Source organism: Pseudomonas sp. LAMO17WK12:I10 (assembly GCF_900215185.1).
Taxonomy (GTDB): domain Bacteria; phylum Pseudomonadota; class Gammaproteobacteria; order Pseudomonadales; family Pseudomonadaceae; genus Aquipseudomonas; species Aquipseudomonas chlororaphis.
In genome coordinates this window covers 1-19,939 of sequence record NZ_OBDX01000038.1, presented here as the reverse complement: position 1 = coordinate 19,939, position 19,939 = coordinate 1, and the positions used below count along the sequence as shown (strand labels likewise).

25 protein-coding genes and 1 pseudogene are annotated in these 19,939 nt (G+C 63.2%); 13 read left to right on the top strand and 13 right to left on the bottom strand.

The window, feature by feature from the left end:
* Window positions 1-37 precede the first annotated feature (37 nt).
* Window positions 38-637, top strand: a complete 600-nt coding sequence (locus CRO75_RS28895; RefSeq protein WP_097139841.1) for a flavin reductase family protein — start codon at window positions 38-40, stop codon at window positions 635-637.
* Window positions 638-643: 6 nt separating this feature from the next.
* Here the strand turns inward: CRO75_RS28895 and CRO75_RS28890 are convergent, their stop codons facing one another.
* Complete coding sequence (locus CRO75_RS28890) at window positions 644-1,726, bottom strand: SDR family oxidoreductase (RefSeq protein WP_177409800.1); 1,083 nt, start codon at window positions 1,724-1,726, stop codon at window positions 644-646.
* 97 nt (window positions 1,727-1,823) lie between these two features.
* Here CRO75_RS28890 and CRO75_RS28885 point away from each other — a divergent pair, with 97 nt between their 5' ends.
* Window positions 1,824-2,726 carry a LysR family transcriptional regulator gene (locus tag CRO75_RS28885; RefSeq protein WP_097139839.1) on the top strand — a complete coding sequence of 301 codons (903 nt, stop codon included), beginning with the start codon at window positions 1,824-1,826 and terminating at the stop codon, window positions 2,724-2,726.
* Between the two features lie 7 nt (window positions 2,727-2,733).
* Here CRO75_RS28885 and CRO75_RS28880 read toward each other — a convergent pair whose 3' ends face one another.
* Entirely contained in the window at window positions 2,734-3,618 is an 885-nt protein-coding gene (locus CRO75_RS28880; protein ID WP_062824610.1) for a LysR family transcriptional regulator, read from the bottom strand.
* 113 nt (window positions 3,619-3,731) lie between these two features.
* Here CRO75_RS28880 and CRO75_RS28875 point away from each other — a divergent pair, with 113 nt between their 5' ends.
* A complete protein-coding gene (locus CRO75_RS28875) occupies window positions 3,732-5,135 on the top strand; it encodes an MFS transporter (RefSeq protein WP_097139837.1) in 1,404 nt (467 codons plus the stop codon).
* A gap of 191 nt (window positions 5,136-5,326) precedes the next feature.
* On the opposite strand, the gene CRO75_RS28870 is transcribed toward CRO75_RS28875, so the two are convergent.
* From CRO75_RS28870 to CRO75_RS28860, 3 genes are all read right to left on the bottom strand, one after another.
* Window positions 5,327-5,716, bottom strand: coding sequence for a cupin domain-containing protein (locus tag CRO75_RS28870; protein WP_009045608.1), 390 nt, complete (start codon window positions 5,714-5,716; stop codon window positions 5,327-5,329).
* An 88-nt stretch (window positions 5,717-5,804) separates the two neighbouring features.
* A complete protein-coding gene (locus tag CRO75_RS28865) occupies window positions 5,805-6,614 on the bottom strand; it encodes an AraC family transcriptional regulator (protein ID WP_097139835.1) in 810 nt (269 codons plus the stop codon).
* Window positions 6,615-6,681: 67 nt separating this feature from the next.
* Window positions 6,682-7,023 carry a DUF190 domain-containing protein gene (locus tag CRO75_RS28860; RefSeq protein ID WP_062824613.1) on the bottom strand — a complete coding sequence of 114 codons (342 nt, stop codon included), beginning with the start codon at window positions 7,021-7,023 and terminating at the stop codon, window positions 6,682-6,684.
* 154 nt (window positions 7,024-7,177) lie between these two features.
* Between CRO75_RS28860 and CRO75_RS28855 the strand changes: the two genes are divergently transcribed.
* Genes CRO75_RS28855 through CRO75_RS28830 form a run of 6 tightly spaced genes read left to right on the top strand, consistent with a single transcriptional unit; the run spans window position 7,178 to window position 10,677 of the window.
* Window positions 7,178-7,735, top strand: a complete 558-nt coding sequence (locus CRO75_RS28855) for a DUF2975 domain-containing protein (RefSeq protein WP_053262637.1) — start codon at window positions 7,178-7,180, stop codon at window positions 7,733-7,735.
* Window positions 7,736-7,742: 7 nt separating this feature from the next.
* The gene (locus tag CRO75_RS28850; RefSeq protein WP_009050838.1) at window positions 7,743-7,955 is read left to right on the top strand and encodes a helix-turn-helix transcriptional regulator; all 213 of its coding nucleotides are present in this window, start codon (window positions 7,743-7,745) and stop codon (window positions 7,953-7,955) included.
* Between the two features lie 41 nt (window positions 7,956-7,996).
* A complete protein-coding gene (locus CRO75_RS28845) occupies window positions 7,997-8,638 on the top strand; it encodes a LysE family transporter (RefSeq protein ID WP_097139833.1) in 642 nt (213 codons plus the stop codon).
* Window positions 8,639-8,687: 49 nt separating this feature from the next.
* The gene (locus CRO75_RS28840) at window positions 8,688-9,167 is read left to right on the top strand and encodes a GNAT family N-acetyltransferase (protein ID WP_097139831.1); all 480 of its coding nucleotides are present in this window, start codon (window positions 8,688-8,690) and stop codon (window positions 9,165-9,167) included.
* Window positions 9,168-9,213: 46 nt separating this feature from the next.
* Complete coding sequence (ddlA, locus tag CRO75_RS28835; RefSeq protein ID WP_097139829.1) at window positions 9,214-10,308, top strand: D-alanine--D-alanine ligase; 1,095 nt, start codon at window positions 9,214-9,216, stop codon at window positions 10,306-10,308.
* Between the two features lie 15 nt (window positions 10,309-10,323).
* Window positions 10,324-10,677, top strand: a complete 354-nt coding sequence (locus CRO75_RS28830; RefSeq protein WP_097139827.1) for a gamma-glutamylcyclotransferase family protein — start codon at window positions 10,324-10,326, stop codon at window positions 10,675-10,677.
* A 90-nt stretch (window positions 10,678-10,767) separates the two neighbouring features.
* Here CRO75_RS28830 and CRO75_RS28825 read toward each other — a convergent pair whose 3' ends face one another.
* Together CRO75_RS28825 and CRO75_RS28820 are read right to left on the bottom strand one after the other, a co-directional pair.
* On the bottom strand, window positions 10,768-11,484 hold the full coding sequence (locus tag CRO75_RS28825) for a polyphenol oxidase family protein (RefSeq protein WP_097139825.1): 717 nt from the start codon (window positions 11,482-11,484) through the stop codon (window positions 10,768-10,770).
* Window positions 11,485-11,591: 107 nt separating this feature from the next.
* Window positions 11,592-12,404, bottom strand: coding sequence for a GyrI-like domain-containing protein (locus CRO75_RS28820; RefSeq protein ID WP_097139823.1), 813 nt, complete (start codon window positions 12,402-12,404; stop codon window positions 11,592-11,594).
* Window positions 12,405-12,618: 214 nt separating this feature from the next.
* On the opposite strand from CRO75_RS28820, the gene CRO75_RS28815 reads away from it, so the two are divergent.
* The gene (locus tag CRO75_RS28815; protein ID WP_097139821.1) at window positions 12,619-13,056 is read left to right on the top strand and encodes a hypothetical protein; all 438 of its coding nucleotides are present in this window, start codon (window positions 12,619-12,621) and stop codon (window positions 13,054-13,056) included.
* A 52-nt stretch (window positions 13,057-13,108) separates the two neighbouring features.
* On the opposite strand, the gene CRO75_RS28810 is transcribed toward CRO75_RS28815, so the two are convergent.
* Both CRO75_RS28810 and CRO75_RS28805 read right to left on the bottom strand, forming a co-directional pair.
* Window positions 13,109-13,480 carry a helix-turn-helix domain-containing protein gene (locus tag CRO75_RS28810; protein ID WP_097139819.1) on the bottom strand — a complete coding sequence of 124 codons (372 nt, stop codon included), beginning with the start codon at window positions 13,478-13,480 and terminating at the stop codon, window positions 13,109-13,111.
* A gap of 5 nt (window positions 13,481-13,485) precedes the next feature.
* Window positions 13,486-13,788 carry a type II toxin-antitoxin system HigB family toxin gene (locus tag CRO75_RS28805; RefSeq protein ID WP_097139817.1) on the bottom strand — a complete coding sequence of 101 codons (303 nt, stop codon included), beginning with the start codon at window positions 13,786-13,788 and terminating at the stop codon, window positions 13,486-13,488.
* Between the two features lie 619 nt (window positions 13,789-14,407).
* Between CRO75_RS28805 and CRO75_RS28800 the strand changes: the two genes are divergently transcribed.
* Window positions 14,408-14,698, top strand: coding sequence for a DUF3077 domain-containing protein (locus tag CRO75_RS28800; RefSeq protein WP_009045596.1), 291 nt, complete (start codon window positions 14,408-14,410; stop codon window positions 14,696-14,698).
* Window position 14,699: 1 nt separating this feature from the next.
* Here the strand turns inward: CRO75_RS28800 and CRO75_RS28795 are convergent.
* From CRO75_RS28795 to CRO75_RS28785, 3 genes and pseudogenes are all read right to left on the bottom strand, one after another.
* Window positions 14,700-15,146 (bottom strand): annotated as a pseudogene (locus CRO75_RS28795) (GNAT family N-acetyltransferase); the annotation flags it as partial.
* Window positions 15,147-15,321: 175 nt separating this feature from the next.
* Window positions 15,322-17,160, bottom strand: coding sequence for a gamma-glutamyltransferase (ggt, locus tag CRO75_RS28790; protein ID WP_097139815.1), 1,839 nt, complete (start codon window positions 17,158-17,160; stop codon window positions 15,322-15,324).
* A gap of 213 nt (window positions 17,161-17,373) precedes the next feature.
* A complete protein-coding gene (locus CRO75_RS28785) occupies window positions 17,374-17,652 on the bottom strand; it encodes a LysR substrate-binding domain-containing protein (protein WP_097139813.1) in 279 nt (92 codons plus the stop codon).
* 47 nt (window positions 17,653-17,699) lie between these two features.
* Between CRO75_RS28785 and CRO75_RS28780 the strand changes: the two genes are divergently transcribed.
* Together CRO75_RS28780 and CRO75_RS32720 are read left to right on the top strand one after the other, a co-directional pair.
* On the top strand, window positions 17,700-18,278 hold the full coding sequence (locus tag CRO75_RS28780) for a hypothetical protein (RefSeq protein ID WP_097139811.1): 579 nt from the start codon (window positions 17,700-17,702) through the stop codon (window positions 18,276-18,278).
* A gap of 269 nt (window positions 18,279-18,547) precedes the next feature.
* Window positions 18,548-19,030, top strand: a complete 483-nt coding sequence (locus CRO75_RS32720; protein WP_146224978.1) for a hypothetical protein — start codon at window positions 18,548-18,550, stop codon at window positions 19,028-19,030.
* Between the two features lie 635 nt (window positions 19,031-19,665).
* Here CRO75_RS32720 and CRO75_RS28770 read toward each other — a convergent pair.
* Window positions 19,666-19,939 (bottom strand): transposase (locus CRO75_RS28770; RefSeq protein ID WP_143504161.1); only part of this gene is annotated, 274 nt, incomplete at its 5' end.

The window sequence follows — 19,939 nt, the reverse complement described above, 5'->3', positions numbered from 1 at the left end:
CGCTACAATCGACGTTTTTTCTCCTGGAGCCTTACCCATGAGCCCATCCCATCGTCGTCCGGTTCCGCTGGCCAAGGCCTACCGTCTGCTCAACCACGGGCCGACCGTGCTGGTCAGCGCCACCCATGGCGGCCAGCGCAACATCATGGCCGCGGCCTGGGCCATGCCGCTGGATTTCGAGCCGCCGAAAGTCGCCGTGGTGCTCGACAAATCCACCTGGACCCGGCAACTGCTGGAAGCCTCCGGTACCTTCGTGCTCAACGTGCCGTGCGCCGCCCAGGTCGATATCGTGCAGACCGTGGGTTCCACTTCCGGCCTGGAACTGAACCGCGACCAGGGCCGCGACAAGTTCGAGCGCTATGGCTTGCCGACCTTCGCCGGCGAGCTGATCGACGCGCCGCTGCTCGAGGGCTGCGTGGCCTGGCTCGAATGCCGGCTGCTGCCGGAACCGCACAACCATGAACGCTACGACCTGTTCCTCGGCGAAGTCATCGCCGCCCAGGCCGATGAGCGAGTGTTCAGCGACGGCCGCTGGCATTTCACCGGGCACGATGCCTTGCGCACCCTGCACCATGTGGCGGGCGGGCATTTCCTGACGATTGGCGATGCGCTGGACGGCAAGACCCTGGCGTCGTGAACCGGTTCAGGGAATCAGCCGCCGCTCGCGCAGGTCCTGCAGGTGCTCGCGGATGCTCTGGTGGGTGTCGATGCAGCCGTGGAAACCGGCCTGGCGGATCTTGATGGTGCTCTGCACCATGTCGTAGCCGGTATTCAGCCAGCCGTCGACGAACGGCCAGGCGGCGAGCTGCTCCCAGGGCGTCGGTTGCAGGCCGTGCCTGGCCACGATGCGTTGCCACAGCGCGGCCTTGTCGGCCATTTGCACCTGCAGGTTCATCGGCTGCGGCGCGGCGGCCGGCAGGTCGAAGAACTCGGCGATCTCCGGCCACACCTGCTGCCAGCGGAAGTGGTCGCCATTGGTGATATTGAAGATTTCATTGCGTGCGCCGCTGGCGCTCAGCGCCCAGAGCACGGCCTGCGCCAGCAGGCGGGCATCGGTGCTTTGATGCAGTGCATTCCAGGCCGGCAGGCTGCCGGGGAAACGCAGGGGCACGCCCAGCTCCTGGCTGATCGCGGCAAAGGCCGCCACCCCGGTGAGGATGTTCATCGGCGAGCCCAGGCTGGTGCCCATTACTCCGTCCGGGCGCAGCACGGTCCAGCCGAATCCGTCCTGCTCGGCACGCTTCCACAGCAGGTCCTCCTGATCGTTGTAGAAGATCGGTCCCATCATCCGGCCGTCGCTCTCCTTGGCCGGGGTCTTGTAGTGGCCCAGGTGCTCGCCGTAAGACTTGCCGCCACCGATCAGCACCACATGCCGCAGCTTCGCCCCGGCCTGTTTCAGGGCCAGTAGGCTGTGCTTGAGCATGGCCACGTTGGGCGCCACGCTGGCGGCCATGGTTTCGCGTTCGCTGTAGGCGCAGAACACCAGGTCGGTGACCTCGCGCAGATCGCCGAAGGCACGGATCACCGTGTTGGCGTCCAGCAGGTCGACGCTGACGTGGGCCGGCGCCGGGCTGCCGTCGGCCAGTTGCGCGGGGGCGCCGCGGCGGGCGGCGGTGGTCAGTCGCCAGTCGGGTTGGCGAACCATGTGTTCGACGATGGCGCTGCCGGTGACGCCGTAGCCGCCGACCACCAGCAAGTGGCGCGCGGGGGAGGTTGGAGTGTTCATGCCTGAGGTCCTTGAGTGGGTGTGCGGACCATCATAGAGTTGGCCTCTACCGTGAAATAGACGGCTATCCGGCACATCATCTGTGAGTTGAATTCATATGGCTGGCAGCGACATCAACCGCTTCGCCGAGATGGAAACCTTCGTCAGGGTCGTGGAATCCGGCGGCATGTCCGCCGCCGCGCGGCTCAAGCGCACCACGCCGTCCTCGGTGAGCAAGCTGCTGGGCCGCCTGGAGTCGCGCCTCGGCGTGCGCTTGCTCAACCGCTCGACCCGCCAGTTGCAACTGACCCCGGAAGGCCGGGCGTTCTATGACAACTGCGTGCGGGTCCTGGCCGATGTCCGCGAGGTGGAGCGCGAGGCCACCAACGGTCGCGAGCCGGTGGGGCGCATTCGGGTCAACACCAGTGCGTCGTTCGGCCTGCATGTGTTGGCGCCGTTGGTGACGGAGTTTCTCGGACGTTATCCGGCGGTGTCCCTGGATATCGTGCACACCGATTCGCTGGTCGACCTGCTGGGTGAGCAGACCGATGTCGCGGTGCGCGCCGGGCCGCTGGAGAACTCGCGGCTGGTGGCGCGCAAACTCGGCGAGAGCCGTTCGATCATTGTCGCGGCGCCTGCTTATCTGGCACGCCACGGGGCGCCCCAGACACCTTCGCAACTGGAGCGGCACAACCTGATCGGCTTCGACTATGCGCGGGCGGTGAAGGGCTGGCGCCTGATGGAGAACGGCGCTCCCGTGCCGGTCCAGCCCAACGGCCGGGTGCAGGCCAGCGACGGCGAGGCCCTGCGGCATCTGGCCCTGAACGGGGTCGGCATCGCCCAGCTGGCGGCCTTCACCATTGTCGACGACCTGGCCCGGGGGCGGCTGATTCCGTTGCTGGAAACCTTCGACGACAGCCGGCCGGAAAGTTTCTACGCGGTGTACCTGGGGCAGGGCGGGCACCTGCCGTCCCGGGTCAGGGCCTTTATCGATTTCCTCGCCGAGCGGGTACGCCTGTAGGCGCGGGTTACCAGCTGACAGTGCTCAGGGCGTCGGCGAAGACCTTGAGTTTGGGCGAGTACTGGCGCGACGGCGGGTAGACCAGCGACAGTGCCCGGCTGCGCCCGGAAAAGGCCTGCAGGATCGGCACCAGGCGGCCGTCGGCGAGGGCGTCCTCGACGGCGAAGTTCATCAACTGGGCGATGCCGAAGCCTCCCAGCACACCGTCCACCAGCGCGTCGCCGATATCGAAGATCAGCCGGCTGGGCACGCTGACATCGCGCACCTTGCCGTCGCGCATGAACTGCCAGTCCACCAGGCGCCCGCTGCGCAGGTTACGCACGGTCAGGCAGTTGTGCTGTTGCAGCTCTTCCACCGTCTGCGGTGTGCCATGGCGCGCCAGGTAGGCCGGGGATGCCACGGTGACCCAGCGCAGTGGCGCCAGGGGCCGGGCGATCAGGCGCTGGTCCTGGATCTCGCCGGTGCGCAGGATGGCGTCGAAGCCTTCGTCGACGATGTCCACCAGGCGATCGGTCATCACCGCCTCGATGCTCAGGTCTGGGTATTGCTCGGTCAGGCGGCCGATCAACGGCATCACCACCTTGCGTCCGAACAGCGACGGCGTGCTGATCTTCAGCAGCCCGGTGGGCGAGTCGCGACGGTCCAGCAGCAGGCTTTCGGTCTGCGCCAGTTCGGCCAGCAGCGGCGCGGCGCGCTCCACCAGCAGTTGGCCGTCCGGGGTCAGGCTGACGCTGCGGGTGTTGCGTTGCAGCAGGCGCACGCCCAGTTGCTGCTCCAGGCGCGAAATGGCCCGCGACAGGCCGGACTGGGTCAGCCGTAGATCGCCGGCGGCGCGGGTAAAGCTGCGGGTCTCGGCGACCCGGACCAGCAAACGAACGGCATTCAGATCCATGATTAAAGTCATCACTGAAAGAGCAATGACGGTATTTATCATCTAATCGGCATCAAAGAAACTGAGGGTCCTTGATTCATCCCCCTTTATTTTCCACACAAGGACTCGACGTGATGCCCGCCACCTCTTCAGCCAGGCCGTCAGGCTGGATGCTGCTCCTGCTGGCCAGCGCGCAGCTGATCATCGCCCTGGACGCGACCATCGTCTTCGTTGCCTTGCCGGAGATCGGCAGCCACCTGGGGTTTTCCGCGCAACAGCTGCAATGGGTGGTCAGTGCCTACAGCGTGGCCTTCGGCGGCTTCCTGCTGCTGGGCGGTCGGGCGGCCGACCTGTTGGGCAAGCGGCGTTTCTACATCGTCGGGCAAAGCCTGTACGCCCTGGCTTCGCTGGCCGGTGGCCTGGGCGGCAGCGCACTGCTGCTGGTGCTGGCGCGGGCGGTGCAGGGTGTCGGCGGGGCCATGCTGTTCCCGGCGACGCTGGCGCTGATCAACAGCCATTACCCCGAAGGGCCGGCGCGCAACCGGGCGTTCGCGGTGTGGAGCGCGGCCTCGGCGGCGGGCCTGGCCCTGGGCGCGTTGCTCGGTGGCGTGCTAACCCAGTGGTGGGGCTGGGAGGCGGTGTTTCTGGTCAACGTTCCGCTGGCTGGGGCCTGCGCCTTGCTGGCCCGGCGCTGGATTCCGGCCGATGGCCAGCGCGAGCGTGGCCGGCGTTTCGACCTCAGCGGCGCCTTGACCGTGACGGTGGGCGGCACGCTGTTGGTGTTCGCCATCGTCCAGGGCCCGGAATGGGGCTGGAGCGCCCCGGCGACCCTGGGCTGCGGGGCGCTGGCGCTGTTGCTGCTCGGGGTGTTCGTGTGGATCGAACAGCATGGCCACGACCCGCTGATGCCGCTGCGCCTGCTGGCCCATCGCGAGCTGCGCCTGGCGATGTTCCTTACGGCCTTGTTCATGAGCAGCTTCGGCGTGCAGTACTACTTCCTCGCCCTGTATTTCCAGCAGGTCTACGGCTACAGCGTGCTGCAAAGCGGCGTGGCGTTTTTGCCGGCGACGCTGCTGTGCACCGTGGGCATCTGGCTGGCCGAACGTTCGTTACTGCGCTTCGGGCTGCGGGCGACCCTGGTCAACGGCTTGCTCCTGGGCGCACTGGGCATTGGCGGGGTGTATGTGGCGTTGCCCGACGGGGCGGGGTTCTGGAGCCTGATGCCGGGCATCGTGGTGCTGAGCATCGGTCAGGGCATGACCTGGACCGCCATGTGGGTTTCGGCCGGGCAGGGCATCGCGCCGGGCGAACAGGGCGTGGCGGCGGGCATTGCCTCCACCAGCCAGCAGATCGGCGGCGCGCTGGGGCTGGCGCTGCTGGTGTCCCTGGCCAACGCCGGGCTGGGCGGCTCACAGGCGGCCGGCATCGAGCAGGCGGTAGGCGCCAGCGCCTTGCTCGCCCTGCTGGGGGCGCTGTTGGCCCTGCGTTTGCGAGTGCCGACAGGCCAAGGCCTGGCGGCAGCCGCCGAACGCGGTTGAGTGGCAGCAGATGACGGTGCTGTAGCCGCTGCCGAGCACCGCGAGGCTGCGAACGAGGACGCAGTCCTCGCCAAACCTGCGCATGCGGTTTGCCTTAGAGGAACGCATCGCCCGCCTTTACGGCCGCTGCGCTGCCGATCGCAGCCTCGCTTCGCTCGGCAGCGGCTACAGAGGCTCAACCCCGGGTGGCCTCAAATCCACACATCATTGGCCGCCGTGCGTTCGCCGCCTTCTTCACCGGTGTTGCGCACGCCCTTGGGTTCGATCAGCAGCAGCTTGACCTCCTGCTCGGCGTACGGCTTGTGCTTCATGCCCTTGGGCACGACAAACATCTCGCCCTGGTTGATGGTCACCTGGCCGTCGGCAAAGTCGATGCGCAATTGGCCTTCGAGGACGATAAAGGTCTCGTCGGTGTGCGGGTGGTCGTGCCAGATGAAGTCCCCTTGCAGCTTCACCAGCTTGAACTGGTAGTCGTTCATTTCGGCGATGACGCGGGCTTGCCAGTGGTCGTCGAACAGGCTGAGTTTGTAGGCGAAATTCAGGCTCTGGTAAGTGATGGGCGTGGTGTTGGCCGGGTTCATGCTGCGGCTCCGTAAAAAGGGGATCGGGCCTCTACGGTAATCAGCGCGCTGCTGCGGTTCTTGTACGATTGTGCGTGCCGGGCGGCGTTCAGCGGCCGTGCATTTTCAGCCAGCGCGCCGGCGGCAGGCCGTAGGTCTTGCTGAATTGCCGGGTCATGTGGCTCTGGTCGGTGAAGCCGGCCAACAGCGCCGCGCTGACCAGCGACTGGCCTTGCAGCAACAGCGCCCGCACCAGGTCCAGGCGGCGCATGGTCAGGTAGCGATAGGGGCTGGTGCCGAACAACAGGCGAAAGTCCCGCGACAAGCTCCAGCGGTCGCGGCCGCTGTGGGTGGCCAGTTCGTCGAGGGTGATGCTCTGGTCCAGAGCGCTGTGCATGTATTCCCGCGCTCGCTCCGCGGCCTGATAGTCGAAGCGCTGCGCCGGCCGGGAAACGCCGGATACGGCATTCAGCGCATGGGCCAGATCGAACACCGCGTCTTCCTGTTCCAGCGGGTCCAGCGGGCTTTCCATGCTGCGCAGCAAGGTGTCGGTGGCGGCGAACAAGCGTGGGTCGGTGGACAGGCCGTTCTTGATGAAGGGCAGCGGCTGGCCGCCGAGGATCTGCTGGATCAGCGCCGGCTCGATATACAGCATGCGGTAATGGAAACCGTCCTGGGTGCCGGCTTCGCCGTCATGCACTTCATCCGGATGCAGCACCATGGTCCCGCCCGGCAGGTTGTGGCGCCAGCCACCGCGGTACTGGAAGCTCTGCACGCCGAACAGCGTGCGGCCAATGGCGTAGGTGTCGTGACGGTGCAGGTCGTAGCCATGCCCGGCGAAAAACGCCTCGATACGCTCCAGCCCCCGGGCGGGAGGCGCGCGGTGGACCCAGTCTTTGCGGGGGGCGGGCTTGCCCATGAAACTGTCCTCGACACAACGTCAGGCCCGTACGGTAACCCAGGCGCGTGTGACTGTCTTCAGCGCGTCATCCGCCCGCGTCGGCTTTCCTGGCCTCTTTGCCGAGGGTGCCGAACTCGATCGGCGTCTTGATGTAGAACAGCGCAATGTCCTCGTCCTCCAGGCGTTCGAACAGCCGGGCCGACTCCTCTTCGGAGAGTGCCAGGCGCACCTCGATGGGCTGGTCGGCCAGTTCGAAAAAGTGTGCGGAGTGCAGCCGGCCGGTGTGGCCGAAGCCTTCGATGGCGGTGCTCATGGTCGCACCGCGCAGGCCCAGTTCGTTGGCCAGGTCGACGAGCCAGTCACCCAGCATTTTGCCGTGGTAGCGGCGGTTTTGCTGGGTGAAGAAAATCACCAGGAAACCGTTCATGAGCGTTCTCCAATGGCCTCCATTACTTTCAGCATAGCCCCGGGGGTATCGCTGGGCTTATGAATTGAATGATCGAAAAACAGAAATTAATTATTGTTTTACGATAATTAATTCTTTATGGTTTCTCCCACATTCCTTCCTCTGGAGCCTTCCCATGACGTCCCAAGGCCTTGCCCGGTTCAGCCAGCGCATGTCGGCTGTCACCCTGTTACTGATCATTGCCATGCTGCTGCTCAACGCGGCGTTGTGGCTGTTTCCGCAGTTGAGCGCGGAAAATGGCTATGGGTTCGGGTTTGGCCTGAGCAATGGCCTGTCGAGCCATCTGGCTGCCGGTGCCGCTTTTCCCTGGTGGCAAACCCTGGGCGGTATTTTGCTGTCGAGCATCCCCCTGCTGGCGCTGGCCTATGGCTTGAGCCATCTGCGCCGGCTGTTCCAGAGCTATGCCCGGGGCGAGTATTTTTCCTGTGCCGCGGCGGTGCACCTGGGCAAGGTCGGCCGGGGCGTGGGGCTGTGGGTGTTGCTGGATTTTCTCTGCGAGCCGTTGCTCAGTGTCTGGGTCACCCTGAACGCGCCAGTGGGCGAACGCCTGATCAGTCTCAGCATCACTGCCCCGACCTTTGTCGCGCTGTTTTTGGCTGCGTGCATTTCCATCATCGCGCGTATCCTCTGGCAGGCCAGTGAAGTGGATTCGGAAAACCGCGCCTTCGTGTGAGATCAGTATGTCAATTGTCATTCAGCTGGACGTGATGCTGGCCCGGCGCAAGGTCAAATCCAAGGACCTCGCCGCGGCGATCGGCATCACCGAGGCCAACCTGTCCCTGCTCAAGCAGGGCAAGGTCAAGGGCCTGCGGCTCGCGACCCTGGACGCGATCTGCCAATACCTGGAGTGTCAGCCGGGCGACCTGTTGATCCATGAGCCCGAGGTGGAGTAGCGTCAGCGTCCCCCCCCATGTGACAAAAGGCGGTCTGTGTCATGGCGCTTGAACATTGGCTGTATGCCGGCCCGCTGCTGTCGCTGGCGTTGCTCTGGACCGTGGCCGTGGTCACGCCGGGGCCGAATTTCTTTACCACGGCGCAATTGGCCGCCAGCTGTTCGCGCCGGCATGGCATGACCGCGGCGCTGGGCGTCGCCACTGGCACGGTGCTTTGGGGCTTGGCCGGCGGCCTGGGGATCAAGTCGCTGTTCAGCGCGGCCCCGGCCCTGTACCTGGCCTTCAAGATCGCCGGCGGCTGCTACCTGATTTACCTTGGCCTCAAGCAGTTCAGGCGCAAGCCGGCGCCGACCGGGGCTGGCAATGGCTTGCATGGCGAGTCGGGCCGTAGCCTGTTCTCGGCCTATCGCCTGGGCTTTCTCGGCAACATGACCAACCCCAAGTCGGCGCTGTTCGTCGCCACCATTTTCGCCACCTCGATGCCGGCGTCACCGCCGCCGTTGCTGCTGGCCCTGGCCGTGCTCACCATGGCTTCGCTGTCGTTCACCTGGTACTGCTGCGTCGCGCTGTTCTTCGCCAGCAGTCGCATGGCTGCCGTCTATAGTCGTTCACGCAAATGGCTGGACCGTTTTGCCGGCAGTTGCTACCTGCTGTTCGGCGCCCATCTGGTGGCCAATCGCTGAAGCCGGGGCTGGGCGCACACCATGGATTTTCAGGGTCAGGAGACAGGACATGAGCTGTGCTTTTCGCCCCGTGCAGGATCGGGATATTCCACGGATCTGCGGTTTTGCCCGGGATCCCGGCGAGTTGTTTTTCTTTTTCCCGGCGGCCACCTGGCCGCTGACCCACGAGCAACTGCGCGACTCCATTGCCCAGCGTTCCGATTCGACAGTGATCGAGCGAGACGGCCAGGTGCTGGGTTTCGCCAACTTCTACCAATGGGGCACCCACGGCACCTGCACCATCGGCAATCTCATCGTCGATCCCGAGGCCCGCGGCGCCGGTGTCGCCGGGCAACTGATCGGCGAGATGCTGCGCATCGCCCGGGACAAGCACCAGGCCGCACAGGTGACCCTGTCCTGCTTCAATGACAACGTGGCGGGCCTGCTGCTGTATCCCAAGCTCGGTTTCGTGCCGTTCGCCATCGAAGAGCGCCGGAACAAACAAAATGATCGGGTGGCGCTGATCCACCTGCGACATCAGCCGGCTTGAGCGGTCCGATACAAGCGCTGAACCACTTTTTTAACGGGAACAAACCATGAGCAAGCTGCGGGTCGGGATTATTTTTGGTGGCCGTTCGGCCGAACACGAAGTGTCGCTGCAATCGGCGCGCAACATCGTCGATGCGCTGGATCGCGAGCGCTTCGAACCGGTGCTGATCGGCATCGACAAGAACGGCCACTGGCACCTCAACGACACCTCGAACTTCCTGATCAACCAGGAAAATCCGGCGCTGATCGCCCTCAACCGGTCCAACCGCGAACTGGCGGTGGTGCCGGGCAAGGCCAGCCAGCAACTGGTGGAAACCTCCAGCCAGGAACTGCTGGGCCACGTCGATGTGATTTTCCCCATCGTCCACGGCACCCTCGGCGAAGACGGCTGCCTGCAGGGCCTGCTACGCATGGCCGACCTGCCGTTCGTGGGCTCCGACGTGCTGGGTTCGGCGGTGTGCATGGACAAGGACATCAGCAAGCGCCTGCTGCGCGATGCCGGCCTGGCGGTGACGCCCTTTATCACCCTGAACCGGGCCACCGCGGCACGCACCGACTTTGCCCTGGCGCAGGGCAAGCTGGGCCTGCCGATGTTCGTCAAACCGGCGAACCAGGGCTCGTCCGTGGGCGTGAGCAAGGTCACCAGCGCAGCGGAGTACCACGCGGCGATCGAGCTGGCGCTGAGTTTCGATGAAAAGGTCTTGGTGGAGTCGGCGGTCAGTGGTCGCGAGATCGAATGCGCGGTGCTGGGCAACGACCGGCCGATTGCCAGCGGTTGTGGGGAAATCGTGGTCGGCAGCGGTTTTTATTCCTACGACAGCAAATACATCGACGACCAGGCGGCCCAGGTGGTGGTGCCGGCGGACCTCAGCGAAGAGGTCAGCGAGCGCATTCGCACCCTGGCTGTCGAGGCGTTCCAGGTGCTGGGCTGTTCGGGGCTGGCGCGGGTCGATGTGTTCCTGACCCAGGGCGGCGAAGTGCTGATCAACGAGATCAATTCGCTGCCCGGCTTCACCCGCATCAGCATGTATCCGAAGTTGTGGCAGGCCGCGGGCATGACCTATAGCGAACTGGTCAGCCGCTTGATCGAGCTGGCGCTGGAACGCCACGCGGCGCGCCAGGCGTTGAAAATCAGCCGCTGAATTCCGGAGTGAACAATGAGCGTTGCCACTGAAGCGTCGCAGTACCTGTTTTCCTACGGCACCTTGCAGGACAAGGCCGTGCAACTGGCCAACTTCGGTCGCGAGCTGGAGGGCAGCGCGGACGCGCTGCTGGGGTATGAACAGGCGTGGGTGGAGATCACCGACCCCCAGGTGCTGGCCACCAGCGGCAAGACCCATCACCCGATCCTGCGCCCGGGCAGCGCAGCCAGCGCGCCGATCCCGGGGACGGTGTTTCGCATTACTGCCCAGGAGCTGGCCGCGGCGGACAGCTACGAGGTGGCGGACTACAAACGCGTGAGCGTGGTGCTGCAGTCCGGGATCGAGGCGTGGGTGTATGTGAGCGTTTGAGGCCCGGGGTCAGTTCAGCGTCCTGGCCATGGAGTAGAGCATTGTGCTCCACAGCGTTGCCCCGGTGACCCTTGAAGGTCATCTACCGGCTCAGGCGCGCCCGATCCAGGAATACTGGAAGGACTTCTCCTCGCCCCGGTGGCCGCGGCGGCGATAGCTGGCCAGGGTCGCGCTGGAGCAGTAGGTGCAGTGCTCGCAGTGTTCGATCTGTTCCTCATCGATGCCTGCCGCGCGCAACAGGTTCAGGGCATAGAGGCTCAGGTCGAACCACAGCGAGTCCGGCCGGGTTGGCGCTGGCGGGGCAATCTCCGGGGGCAGTCGTGGCGCGGGGCGCTCCTGGCTCCAGGGTGTCTGCTCCTGCGACCACAGGTGGCCTTGGGTGGCCGACAGGGTGTTAATGAAATCCGGGCTGACTTCGTAGCAGCAAGGCTTGATCGACGGGCCGAACGCCACGCGCAGCTGATGGGCGGCGATGCCCTTGGCGGCGAAGTGCTGCAGCACATTGTCGATGATGCCGCCGTGCAAGCCTTTCCAGCCGGCATGGACCGCGGCGACCCACGAGGCGTCTTCACTGCTGATCAGCAGCGGCAGGCAGTCGGCGGTGATCACCGCAATGGGGCGACCGGTGCGGGTGAACACCGCGTCGCCGCGGATGATGCCGCTCGGCAGGGTGGTGCTGGCCTCCACCACCTCGCCGGTGTGGGCCTGGGAGCAGAAGAACAGGTTGGCGGGCTTTGTCGCCCCGATACGCGAAAACTCGTGACGGATGCCCGGTATCTGCTTCAACACTGGCGCCTGGAAACTCATCGGACCTTCGCTCTGTTGCCTTGGACTGCTACAGAGCATAGCGGGATCATGAGTCCTTTTGCTGACAGAGGCCTGTCAACTGGTCGGCAGCTCGTCCGATCGCGGCATCAGTTTTTCAGCGGAATATAAAGTTCGACCACGCTGTCCGGGTGCATCGGCCCGAAAAAGCGCTCCCCGGTGTACTCGAACTCCACCCCTTCATCGGCCCGCATCCCGGCGGCCGGCAGCCATTCGCTGTAGGCGGCGCGGAAGGTCTCCGGCAGGGTCTGTACCGTGCCCCGATGCTCGACCCGGGCGTACTGGCGGGCGGGGATTTCCAGTTCCACCATGCCTTCCACCAAGGGCGCCTCGGCGCTGACCGGCAGCCCGGCGACGTAGCGCCATTGGCCGTCGCCCAAGGGCTGGCAAATACCATAAGTGCCGACCGGTTCGGCCAGGCGCTGGATCTCCTGCTCCCGTGGCTCGAAGCGCTGCCACAGCTCGGCAATCGAGCCCTGGTCATCCTGCTGCCAGGCCATGCCGATGATGCGCTGCGCCGCCAGCGTCACCCGCACCGGCGTCTGCGGCGCCGGCAGGCTGCGTTCGGGCTGCGCCAGATAACGCTGCAACTGGCCGAGCACGTTCTGGCTGCGGGCGATTTGGGTTTCCAGCTCACCGGCATGGGCCTGCAACGCCTGGCGCAGCCTCAACACACTGTGCAACGCACCGCTGTCCGCCAGCCCACGAATCTCCTCCAGCCCCATGCCCAGCTGCCGCAACCAGACAATGCGCCCGAGGACGCCGATCTGCTCCGGCTTGTAGTAGCGATAACCGTTGTCCTGCCCGGTCAGCGCCGGGGTGAACAGACCGATGCTGTCGTAGTGGCGCAAGGTCTTGGTGGTGAGGCCATGGCAGCGGGCCATTTGACCGATGGTGAGCATGCAAACGTCCTTTTTTGTGGTGAGGGTCGAGCGGCACTTTAGGGGTTTACCCAAGGGCAAGCTCAAGGCTGTTCCACGGTATTTTTTAAGTGTCCGAGAGTCTTTCAGAGAAGTCTGGAGGGTAAATAGGCGCGGGATGACAGCCAGGTTGGATGGGTAAATCTATAAGGCAGAGCTGCTGAGAAGAAGGCTCGGCGCCAAGTAAGGAGCGGTAATGTTTTTTTTCAGGAAGCTGAGCCGGACCCGGATCTGGCAGTTTTGGGGCGGGCTCGATGCGCTCTATTTGTTGTGGTACGTCACGAGCAGTGTACGGCTGGGCAAGACTCCGTTCTGGGATGACCTGACTGTGGCGACTGAAGTGCTCAAGGATCATGGAACCGCTGCTGTGGTTATGGTGATGATCAATTGGGGTTTGCAGCTATCGATAGTCGTCAGCGCTTTCCTGTTTCTGTTTCAGCGTAAAGAAGCCAAGTGGCTGGGACTTGCGCAAATCCCTTTGCGTTTGGTGTTTGTCGTGCCGTCTTTTTCCGTGCTTCTGATCGGCGCGTATTTTTTTCCGAACTACAACCCGTTGCTGATGCTGGGGGCGATAGTGCTTTCTGAAATCATCAAAGGCTGGAGTTTATGCGTGTTCAGGAATGCCCCCCGCTAAGGGCGAGGGTGCAAGGCCTGAGTCATTGGAGCCTGATCGAGGATAGAACCGCTCAGACCGATTTCACCGGCTTGATCAGGCTCTCGGCGGGGATGCCGAACAGTTGGTGCAGTTTCCAGATCATTGGCAGGGTCAGGGCGCGTTTGCCGTTGAGTACTTCGTAGACCCGGTTGGTTCGGCCGATGGCGGGAGCCAGGTCGGCGGCTGACAGGCCCGATTGCTCCATGCGGAACTTGATGGCGTCGATCGGGTTGGGCAGGTCGACCGGGAAGTGCTTGGCTTCATAGGCTTCGATCAGGGTGATCATTACGTCGAAGTAGTCGCCTTGCTCGGTGCCGGATTCGGGCTCGTTATCGAACAGTACGGACACCTGCTTGAGCGCCGCACGGTAGTCCTGGTCAGTGTGGATAGGGCGAATCTGCATGGTCGTTACTCCATTTCAACGCGGTCGGCGTCGATGGCATCGTACTGCTGGTGAGTGCCAACGAACTTGATGTAGAGGGCGCCAAAGCGGTAAGCCACGGCGACTACCAAGCGGTAGTCATTGCCTTTGATGTTGAACACCACACGACGGCTTTTAAGAATGCTGGCGCTGCAAAACTGCTCCTTGATCTGCGCCGGGGTGGACCAGTTGGTGTTGCGCGCTTCATCGATCCAGGCCAGAAGCGGTTGTTCAACATCCGGGTGTTGTTCCCAGAACGTCTTCAAATGACTGACGGCGATAATCCTCATGGCTCGAAATCCTAGTCCCGCCCTGGGACTTAAGCAATGAGGTGAGAGAGGAAGGCGATGGACGGACAGCAATCGATGTTGCCCGTCCCGCAGGGGTTGCTCGGTTTGGGCTGGGCGGCCACCGCGGAAATGGCCAAGGTGCTGAACACAGGCCTGTAGCCGCTGGCGAGCCCGCGAGGCTGCGAACGACCCCGCCGGGGGCGCAGGAATCGTGAGACCGCTGGAGGACCTTCGGTCCTATCGCAGCCTTCGGCAGCGGCTACAGGGGCCAATGAGCTTTCGACTGATGCGCCACGCCATCTGCGCGGTCTGATTGTCGTCACAGAATGTCGCAGCAATGCCGTTGCGACGCTCTTCCCTCCCCGCTATCCTTCGCCCCGTCGCTGTCAGATCAGCGAACGGGCTTGGCGGCCCGAATCACGAAAGGCGCAATAGCGCCCAAACACGAATGCAGGCGCTTTTTTTGTGCCCGCATTTTTGTGTAATGGCGGATTGCGCAGGGACCCCTCCGGGGGTGCCGGTTCCTTTCGTGCCGGTCCGCCAACCTTGTGCAATTCGCCACCCTAATCTGCTTGGCGGCAGACGGTGGTGATCCCCTCAAACGAAAGGATTCGTCACCATGAAACACACCCTCAATCCGTCCCCTTCCTCCCTGCACACCCTCGGCGAAATAACCTTTGCCAATTGTGGCGAAGGCCAACGCCCGCTGCTGCGGGTCAACGCCGACGTCCCTCTGGCCGACGCCCTGGAACACGCCTCGTTGCTGTTACATCTGGCAAAACAGTTGACCCTGGACGCGGCCATGGAACCACAGGCGGACCGCTATGCTTGGGCGGCACATTACCTGGGTGAGATGGGTAAAGCGGTGATGGATGATGTGCACACCGCGATGACGGCAGGCGCTGGTTGAATCCGGCATACACCGGCTTGCCCACCTCGGTCGCATGCAACACGGCGAAGCTCAGCCCGCGCTGGATGAATTCGGCTTCCGCCAGCTTCATCAGTGCCGAGGCCAGCCCTCGGCGCCGGTAGGCGGGTTCGACGTACAGGTTGAGCGCATAACCGCGCTGGTCCTGGGTCGGATGGGCCGGGTGGGGCGGCCAGTCGATGCTCATCAAGCCAATGGCCGCCACCGGCTGCTGGCCGTCCAGCAGGGCAAAGCCGTAGTAGCGACCATCGGGCAAACGCTCGCGCAACCAGGGGCGGAAGTGTTCGCTCATCACTTGCAGGGCCGCGGGTTCGCCTCCCGCTTCGAGGAACATCGCCTCGCGGTGCCGGCAGACCAGTTCGAGGTCGTCGGCCGCCAGTCGGCGCACGGTCAAGCCTGAAAAATCGATACCGCCGGGAATCGGGTTCATCGCCTGCACTTCGGCCAAAAAAACTGATGCTAGGAGCGATCAAAAGACGGCGTCAGACACAGAACGCAGGAAAAATCGGCATACAGCATTCACCCCCCATGCCTGTACTTGCGCGGCGTGAAAAATAAAAAGGGCCCACCTCGCGGCAAGCCCTTTGGGTTCTCCTGCGTTGGCCTCAATCCCCCAGCGCTGCCCCTTCACGGCGTGGATCGGCGCCACCGGCCCATGAAGTTTTACCCTGGGCATCGCGCACCCGCACGATCGCCTGGGTGCCGCTGGTCATGTCGATGTCGGTCACCTCATGCCCCTTGGCTTTCAGCGCCGCTTTCAATCCTGGGGTGAACTGGCCTTGTTCCAGTTCGGTCGGGCCGTTGCGGCTGCCGAAGTTGGGCAGGCTGATGGCGGCTTGCGGGTCGAGGTTCCAGTCGAGCATGCCGATCACTGACTTGGCCACGTACTCGATGATCTGCGAGCCGCCCGGCGAGCCGACGGTGGCCAGCAGTTCACCGCTGTCGCGGTCGAAGACCAGGGTCGGTGCCATGGACGAGCGTGGGCGCTTGCCCGGCTGCACGCGGTTGGCCACCGGCTGGCCGTTCTCTTCGGGGATGAAGGAGAAGTCGGTCATCTGGTTGTTGAGCATGAAGCCCTGGACCATCAGGTGCGAGCCGAAGGCGGCTTCCACGGTGGTGGTCATGGACACCGCGCCACCCTGGTCATCCACCGCCACCACTTGCGAGGTGGAGATGCGCATCGGCGAGCGGTCCGGGGCGTAGGCCACCTGGACGCCCTGGGGCTTGCCGGGCTCGGCCTTGGCCATGCTGCGCTCGCCGATCAAGGCGGCGCGCTGGGCCAGGTATCGCGGGGCGACCAGGCCGGCGATCGGCACCGGGGCGAAGTCCGAGTCCGCCACGTACAACGCGCGGTCGGCGTAGGCCAGGCGTTCGGCTTCGGCGATCAGATGCACGGCTTCAGGCGCCGGTTCGAGGCCGGCCGGCAGATGGGTCTTGGCCGGCTTCAACGGTGGCAGCGCATAACGCGGGTCGCGGGCTTCCAGCGCCTGCAGGGTGCCGAGGATCTGCGCCAGGGCGATACCGCCCGACGAAGGCGGCGGCATGCCGCAGACCTGCCAGCGCTTGTAGTCGGTGCACAGCGGTTCGCGCTCCTTGGCGCGGTAGCCTTGCAGGTCGTTGAGCGACAGGCTGCCCGGGTTGGCGTGGCCCTGCACCTTGGCGACGATTTCCCGGGCGACCGGCCCTTGGTACAGAGCGTTCGGGCCTTCCTTGGCGATGCGTTCGAGCACAGCGGCCAGCTGTGGGTTTTTCAGCAGGGTGCCGACGGCTTTCGGCGTGCCATCGGCCTGCAGGAAGTAGGCGGCCATGTCCGGCGATTTCGCCAGGTACGGATCGGCGACGATCATGCTGTGCAGGCGCGGGGAGATCGGGAAACCCTGGTCCGCCAGGCGAATCGCCGGCTCGAACAGCTGCGCCCACGGCAGGCGGCCGTGTTTTTCATGGGCCAGTTCCAGGGCGCGCAGCACGCCTGGCGTACCCACCGAGCGGCCGCCGATCTGTGCCTGGGGGAACGGCATGGGCTTGCCGTCGGCTTGCAGGAACAACTTCTCGGTGGCCCCGGCCGGCGCGGTTTCGCGACCGTCGTACGTGCGCACCGCCTTGCCGTCCCAGAGCACGATCAAGGCGCCGCCGCCGATCCCCGACGACTGCGGCTCCACCAGGGTCAGCACCGCTTGCATGGCAATCGCCGCATCGATGGCCGAACCGCCCTTGCGCAACATTTCGCGCCCGGCTTCGGCCGCCAACGGGTTGGCCGCGGCCGCCATATGCCGGTCGGCGTGCTGCACTTGCAGGTCGGTGCGATAACCCGAAGCGATTTCCGGGGCGGGGGGCAGGGCGGTGTGGGAAGGGGCGGAAGCGTTGCAGGCGGCGAGGCTTAAGGCCACGGCTAGCAACGAGAAACTGGCAAGCCGGCGGTGACGCGGATTGAGGGTCGAGAACACGCGTTGAACTCCGTTCACTGGGTAAATGATGTGTCGTCCGTGGGGAGGAATGTACAACAGTGAGCGGGGCAAAGGGACCTGCTCGGTCGCGGGGTGACTACTGGGCCGCAGAGGCGGCGAGCTGAAAGGCGGAGGTTTGTGGCGCTTCGTTATGGGATCGCACCGGGTAGCGGCGTCGAAGAATGGTGCAGCTTTTTAACTTCAGCAGGACGCTTAATCGTCCTGCAACTCGTCTTGCAACCATTGGACCAGGGCCCGGGTTTCGCGCCTGTTGGCATCGCCGTTATGGATGTAGATCGATAGGACATCGGGCAGCGGTAGGCTTTCCTGGTTGGGCCTTATCAAGGCGCCGCTTGCAACGAGTCGATCCGCGGTCCGACGCCAGCCCATGGCGATTCCATGCCCTTCGACCGCGGCTTGCAGCATCATCGGGTAGTTGTCGAACCCCCGGCTTTTCGTGCGATCCGACAGGGTGTGGCCAAACCTGCGCAGCCAGCTGGCTGGCCACTATGAGCTTCGGTTAACCCTGGAGCTATCTCATGACCTCCCGAACCTCTCTTGCCGCGGGCGTGGCCCTGGCCGTCTTTGCGACCTTGAGCTGGTCGCTCAATTTTATTGCCCCCTATGTGGCGGGGGCCTACAGTATCCATGACCTGATGGCGCTGCGGTTTCTGCTGGCCGGTGCAATAGGCGGGATACTGCTTATCATCCACAGGGCACAACTCGGGTTTATCCAGCCCGGTTGGAGGCTGGTTTCCGTGGGGCTGGGCATCGCGGGTTACCTGGGGTACAGCATCAGCATCGCCGTCGGCGTGGTGTTCGGCCGGCCCATGCTGAGCCCTTCGTTGATCGCCACGGTGCCGATATTGCTGGCGCTGCTGGGCAATGCCCGATGCAAGACGCTGGCCTGGAGGCAGCTGGTGGTGCCGCTGGGGGTTCTGGGGACAGGGCTCGGGCTGATTCATCTCAGTGCATCGAGCCAGGGCATGGTGTCGCCGCGCAGCCTGACGATAGGGCTGATCGCTTCATTCATTGCCGTTCTGCTATGGCTGTTGTTCAGCATCCTGTCTGCCGAGACGCCGATGTTACTGCCGGTGGAAGGTGGGCGATGGGGATAGCAGGCCCGGCAGACTGCCGGGCTTTTTCGCGGGCATAAAAAACGGCTTACCTTGCGGTAAGCCGTTTTTAGTACTTGGTTACACAGTCATTTGAACCAGATCTATAGATCCCAGTTTTTATTGGGCTATTTTGGTTTCGATTTTGTTAGGCATACACTTGGGCATACACGCCTTAGAATCCTGTGGCATTCCTGTGCCCCTCAGGCGTTGCTTGTTGAACCCATCGCGATTAGCTTTGATGCCAATTTGATCGCAGAGACGGGGGCGTTATGGGTTACAGGGATGTGGATGATTATTTGTTCAGCGGAGGCGCCGCCTCAGATGCGATGACGGCTCAAGCCAACTCTGTTTGCGTTGAGATCAGCAAGCTTCCTGAAAGGCGAATTTTAGAAACGGATCCTGATGCGCTCGCGGACGTTGAGATTCCAGCTCTGGTCCACGAGGGGATCGTCGCCACTCATCACGAAAGAGAGGTTCAGGTTTACTTTAGCTGGGATCGAGAGATGAGGAGTGTTCCCGGAGAGGCTTACGATTTTGAAGTGCCATTTGAAGGAGAGGCCGGCATATTCAAGCTGCGTCCGAACCCATATGATCTGTCTCCACCTCGGGCTGTGGTGCGTTCGCAACTACTGACCTTTACCATTTCTGACCGCTCTATTTCCCCCCGAGACTGTCAAATCCGAGCTGGACTCTCGCCTCGCTTCAATAGAGAAATATTTAGACGCTCACCGACGGCAATGGGCTGGATTTAGACAGCAGTTATCTAATGCTGTTGTGGCTGCGATAGCATCGCGACGAACCAAGCTGTTGGAGCAGAAGGACACCGCCTCAAAACTGTCAGGTATGGGCATTCGCCTCAAAGAGAAGCCAGGTGATGCTCGCAGTTATATTCCACCGACGGTCAAGCAGAGGGTCATACCCCAATTACCTCCAATGACGCCCGCACGCGCCCTGGATCCGACTCTCGATCTTAAACAGTACGAGACGATCCTTGGTCTTGTTCGAGGTGCAGGCCATAGCATCGAGCAGAGCTCATCGCGTACCAGAAAGCTCGACGAAGAAACTCTGCGGGATCTTTTTTTGGTTCCCCTCAATGCTCATTTTGGAACCGCTTCTGGGGAAGCGTTCAACTATCAGGGCAAAACAGACGTGCTGATACGTCATGAAGGCGGGAACTTATTCGTTGCGGAATTCAAGATTTGGGGTGGAGACAAACGATTTTTAGCAACCATATATCAGTTGCTGAGCTATCTGACGTGGCGAGACACGAAGGCTGCAATTGTGATGTTCAATCGTAATGCCGCCTTTACCGCTGTTGTTGAAAAAATGCGAACTTTGATTAAAGACCATCCGCGTTATGTGAGTGGTCCTGTGAACCTTGACGAAACTAGGCAGTGTACGAAAAGTAATGTCGCAAACACCGCATGGTGCAAGCCAGTGAGACCATCGCCGCAAAACTTTTCGCCAGCTTGTCGTAGCGCGTACCGATCCGTCGATTCTCTTTCAGCCAACCGAACATGCGCTCAATGATGTTGCGCTGCCGGTACTTGGGCCTATCGAACAGCCTGGGCAGGCCGGGCTTTGGCTTGCGCTTCATGGTGCGCAAGGGAATCACCGGCTGCATCCGGTAGCGGTCGCAATAGCGCCGAAGGTGTTCAGCA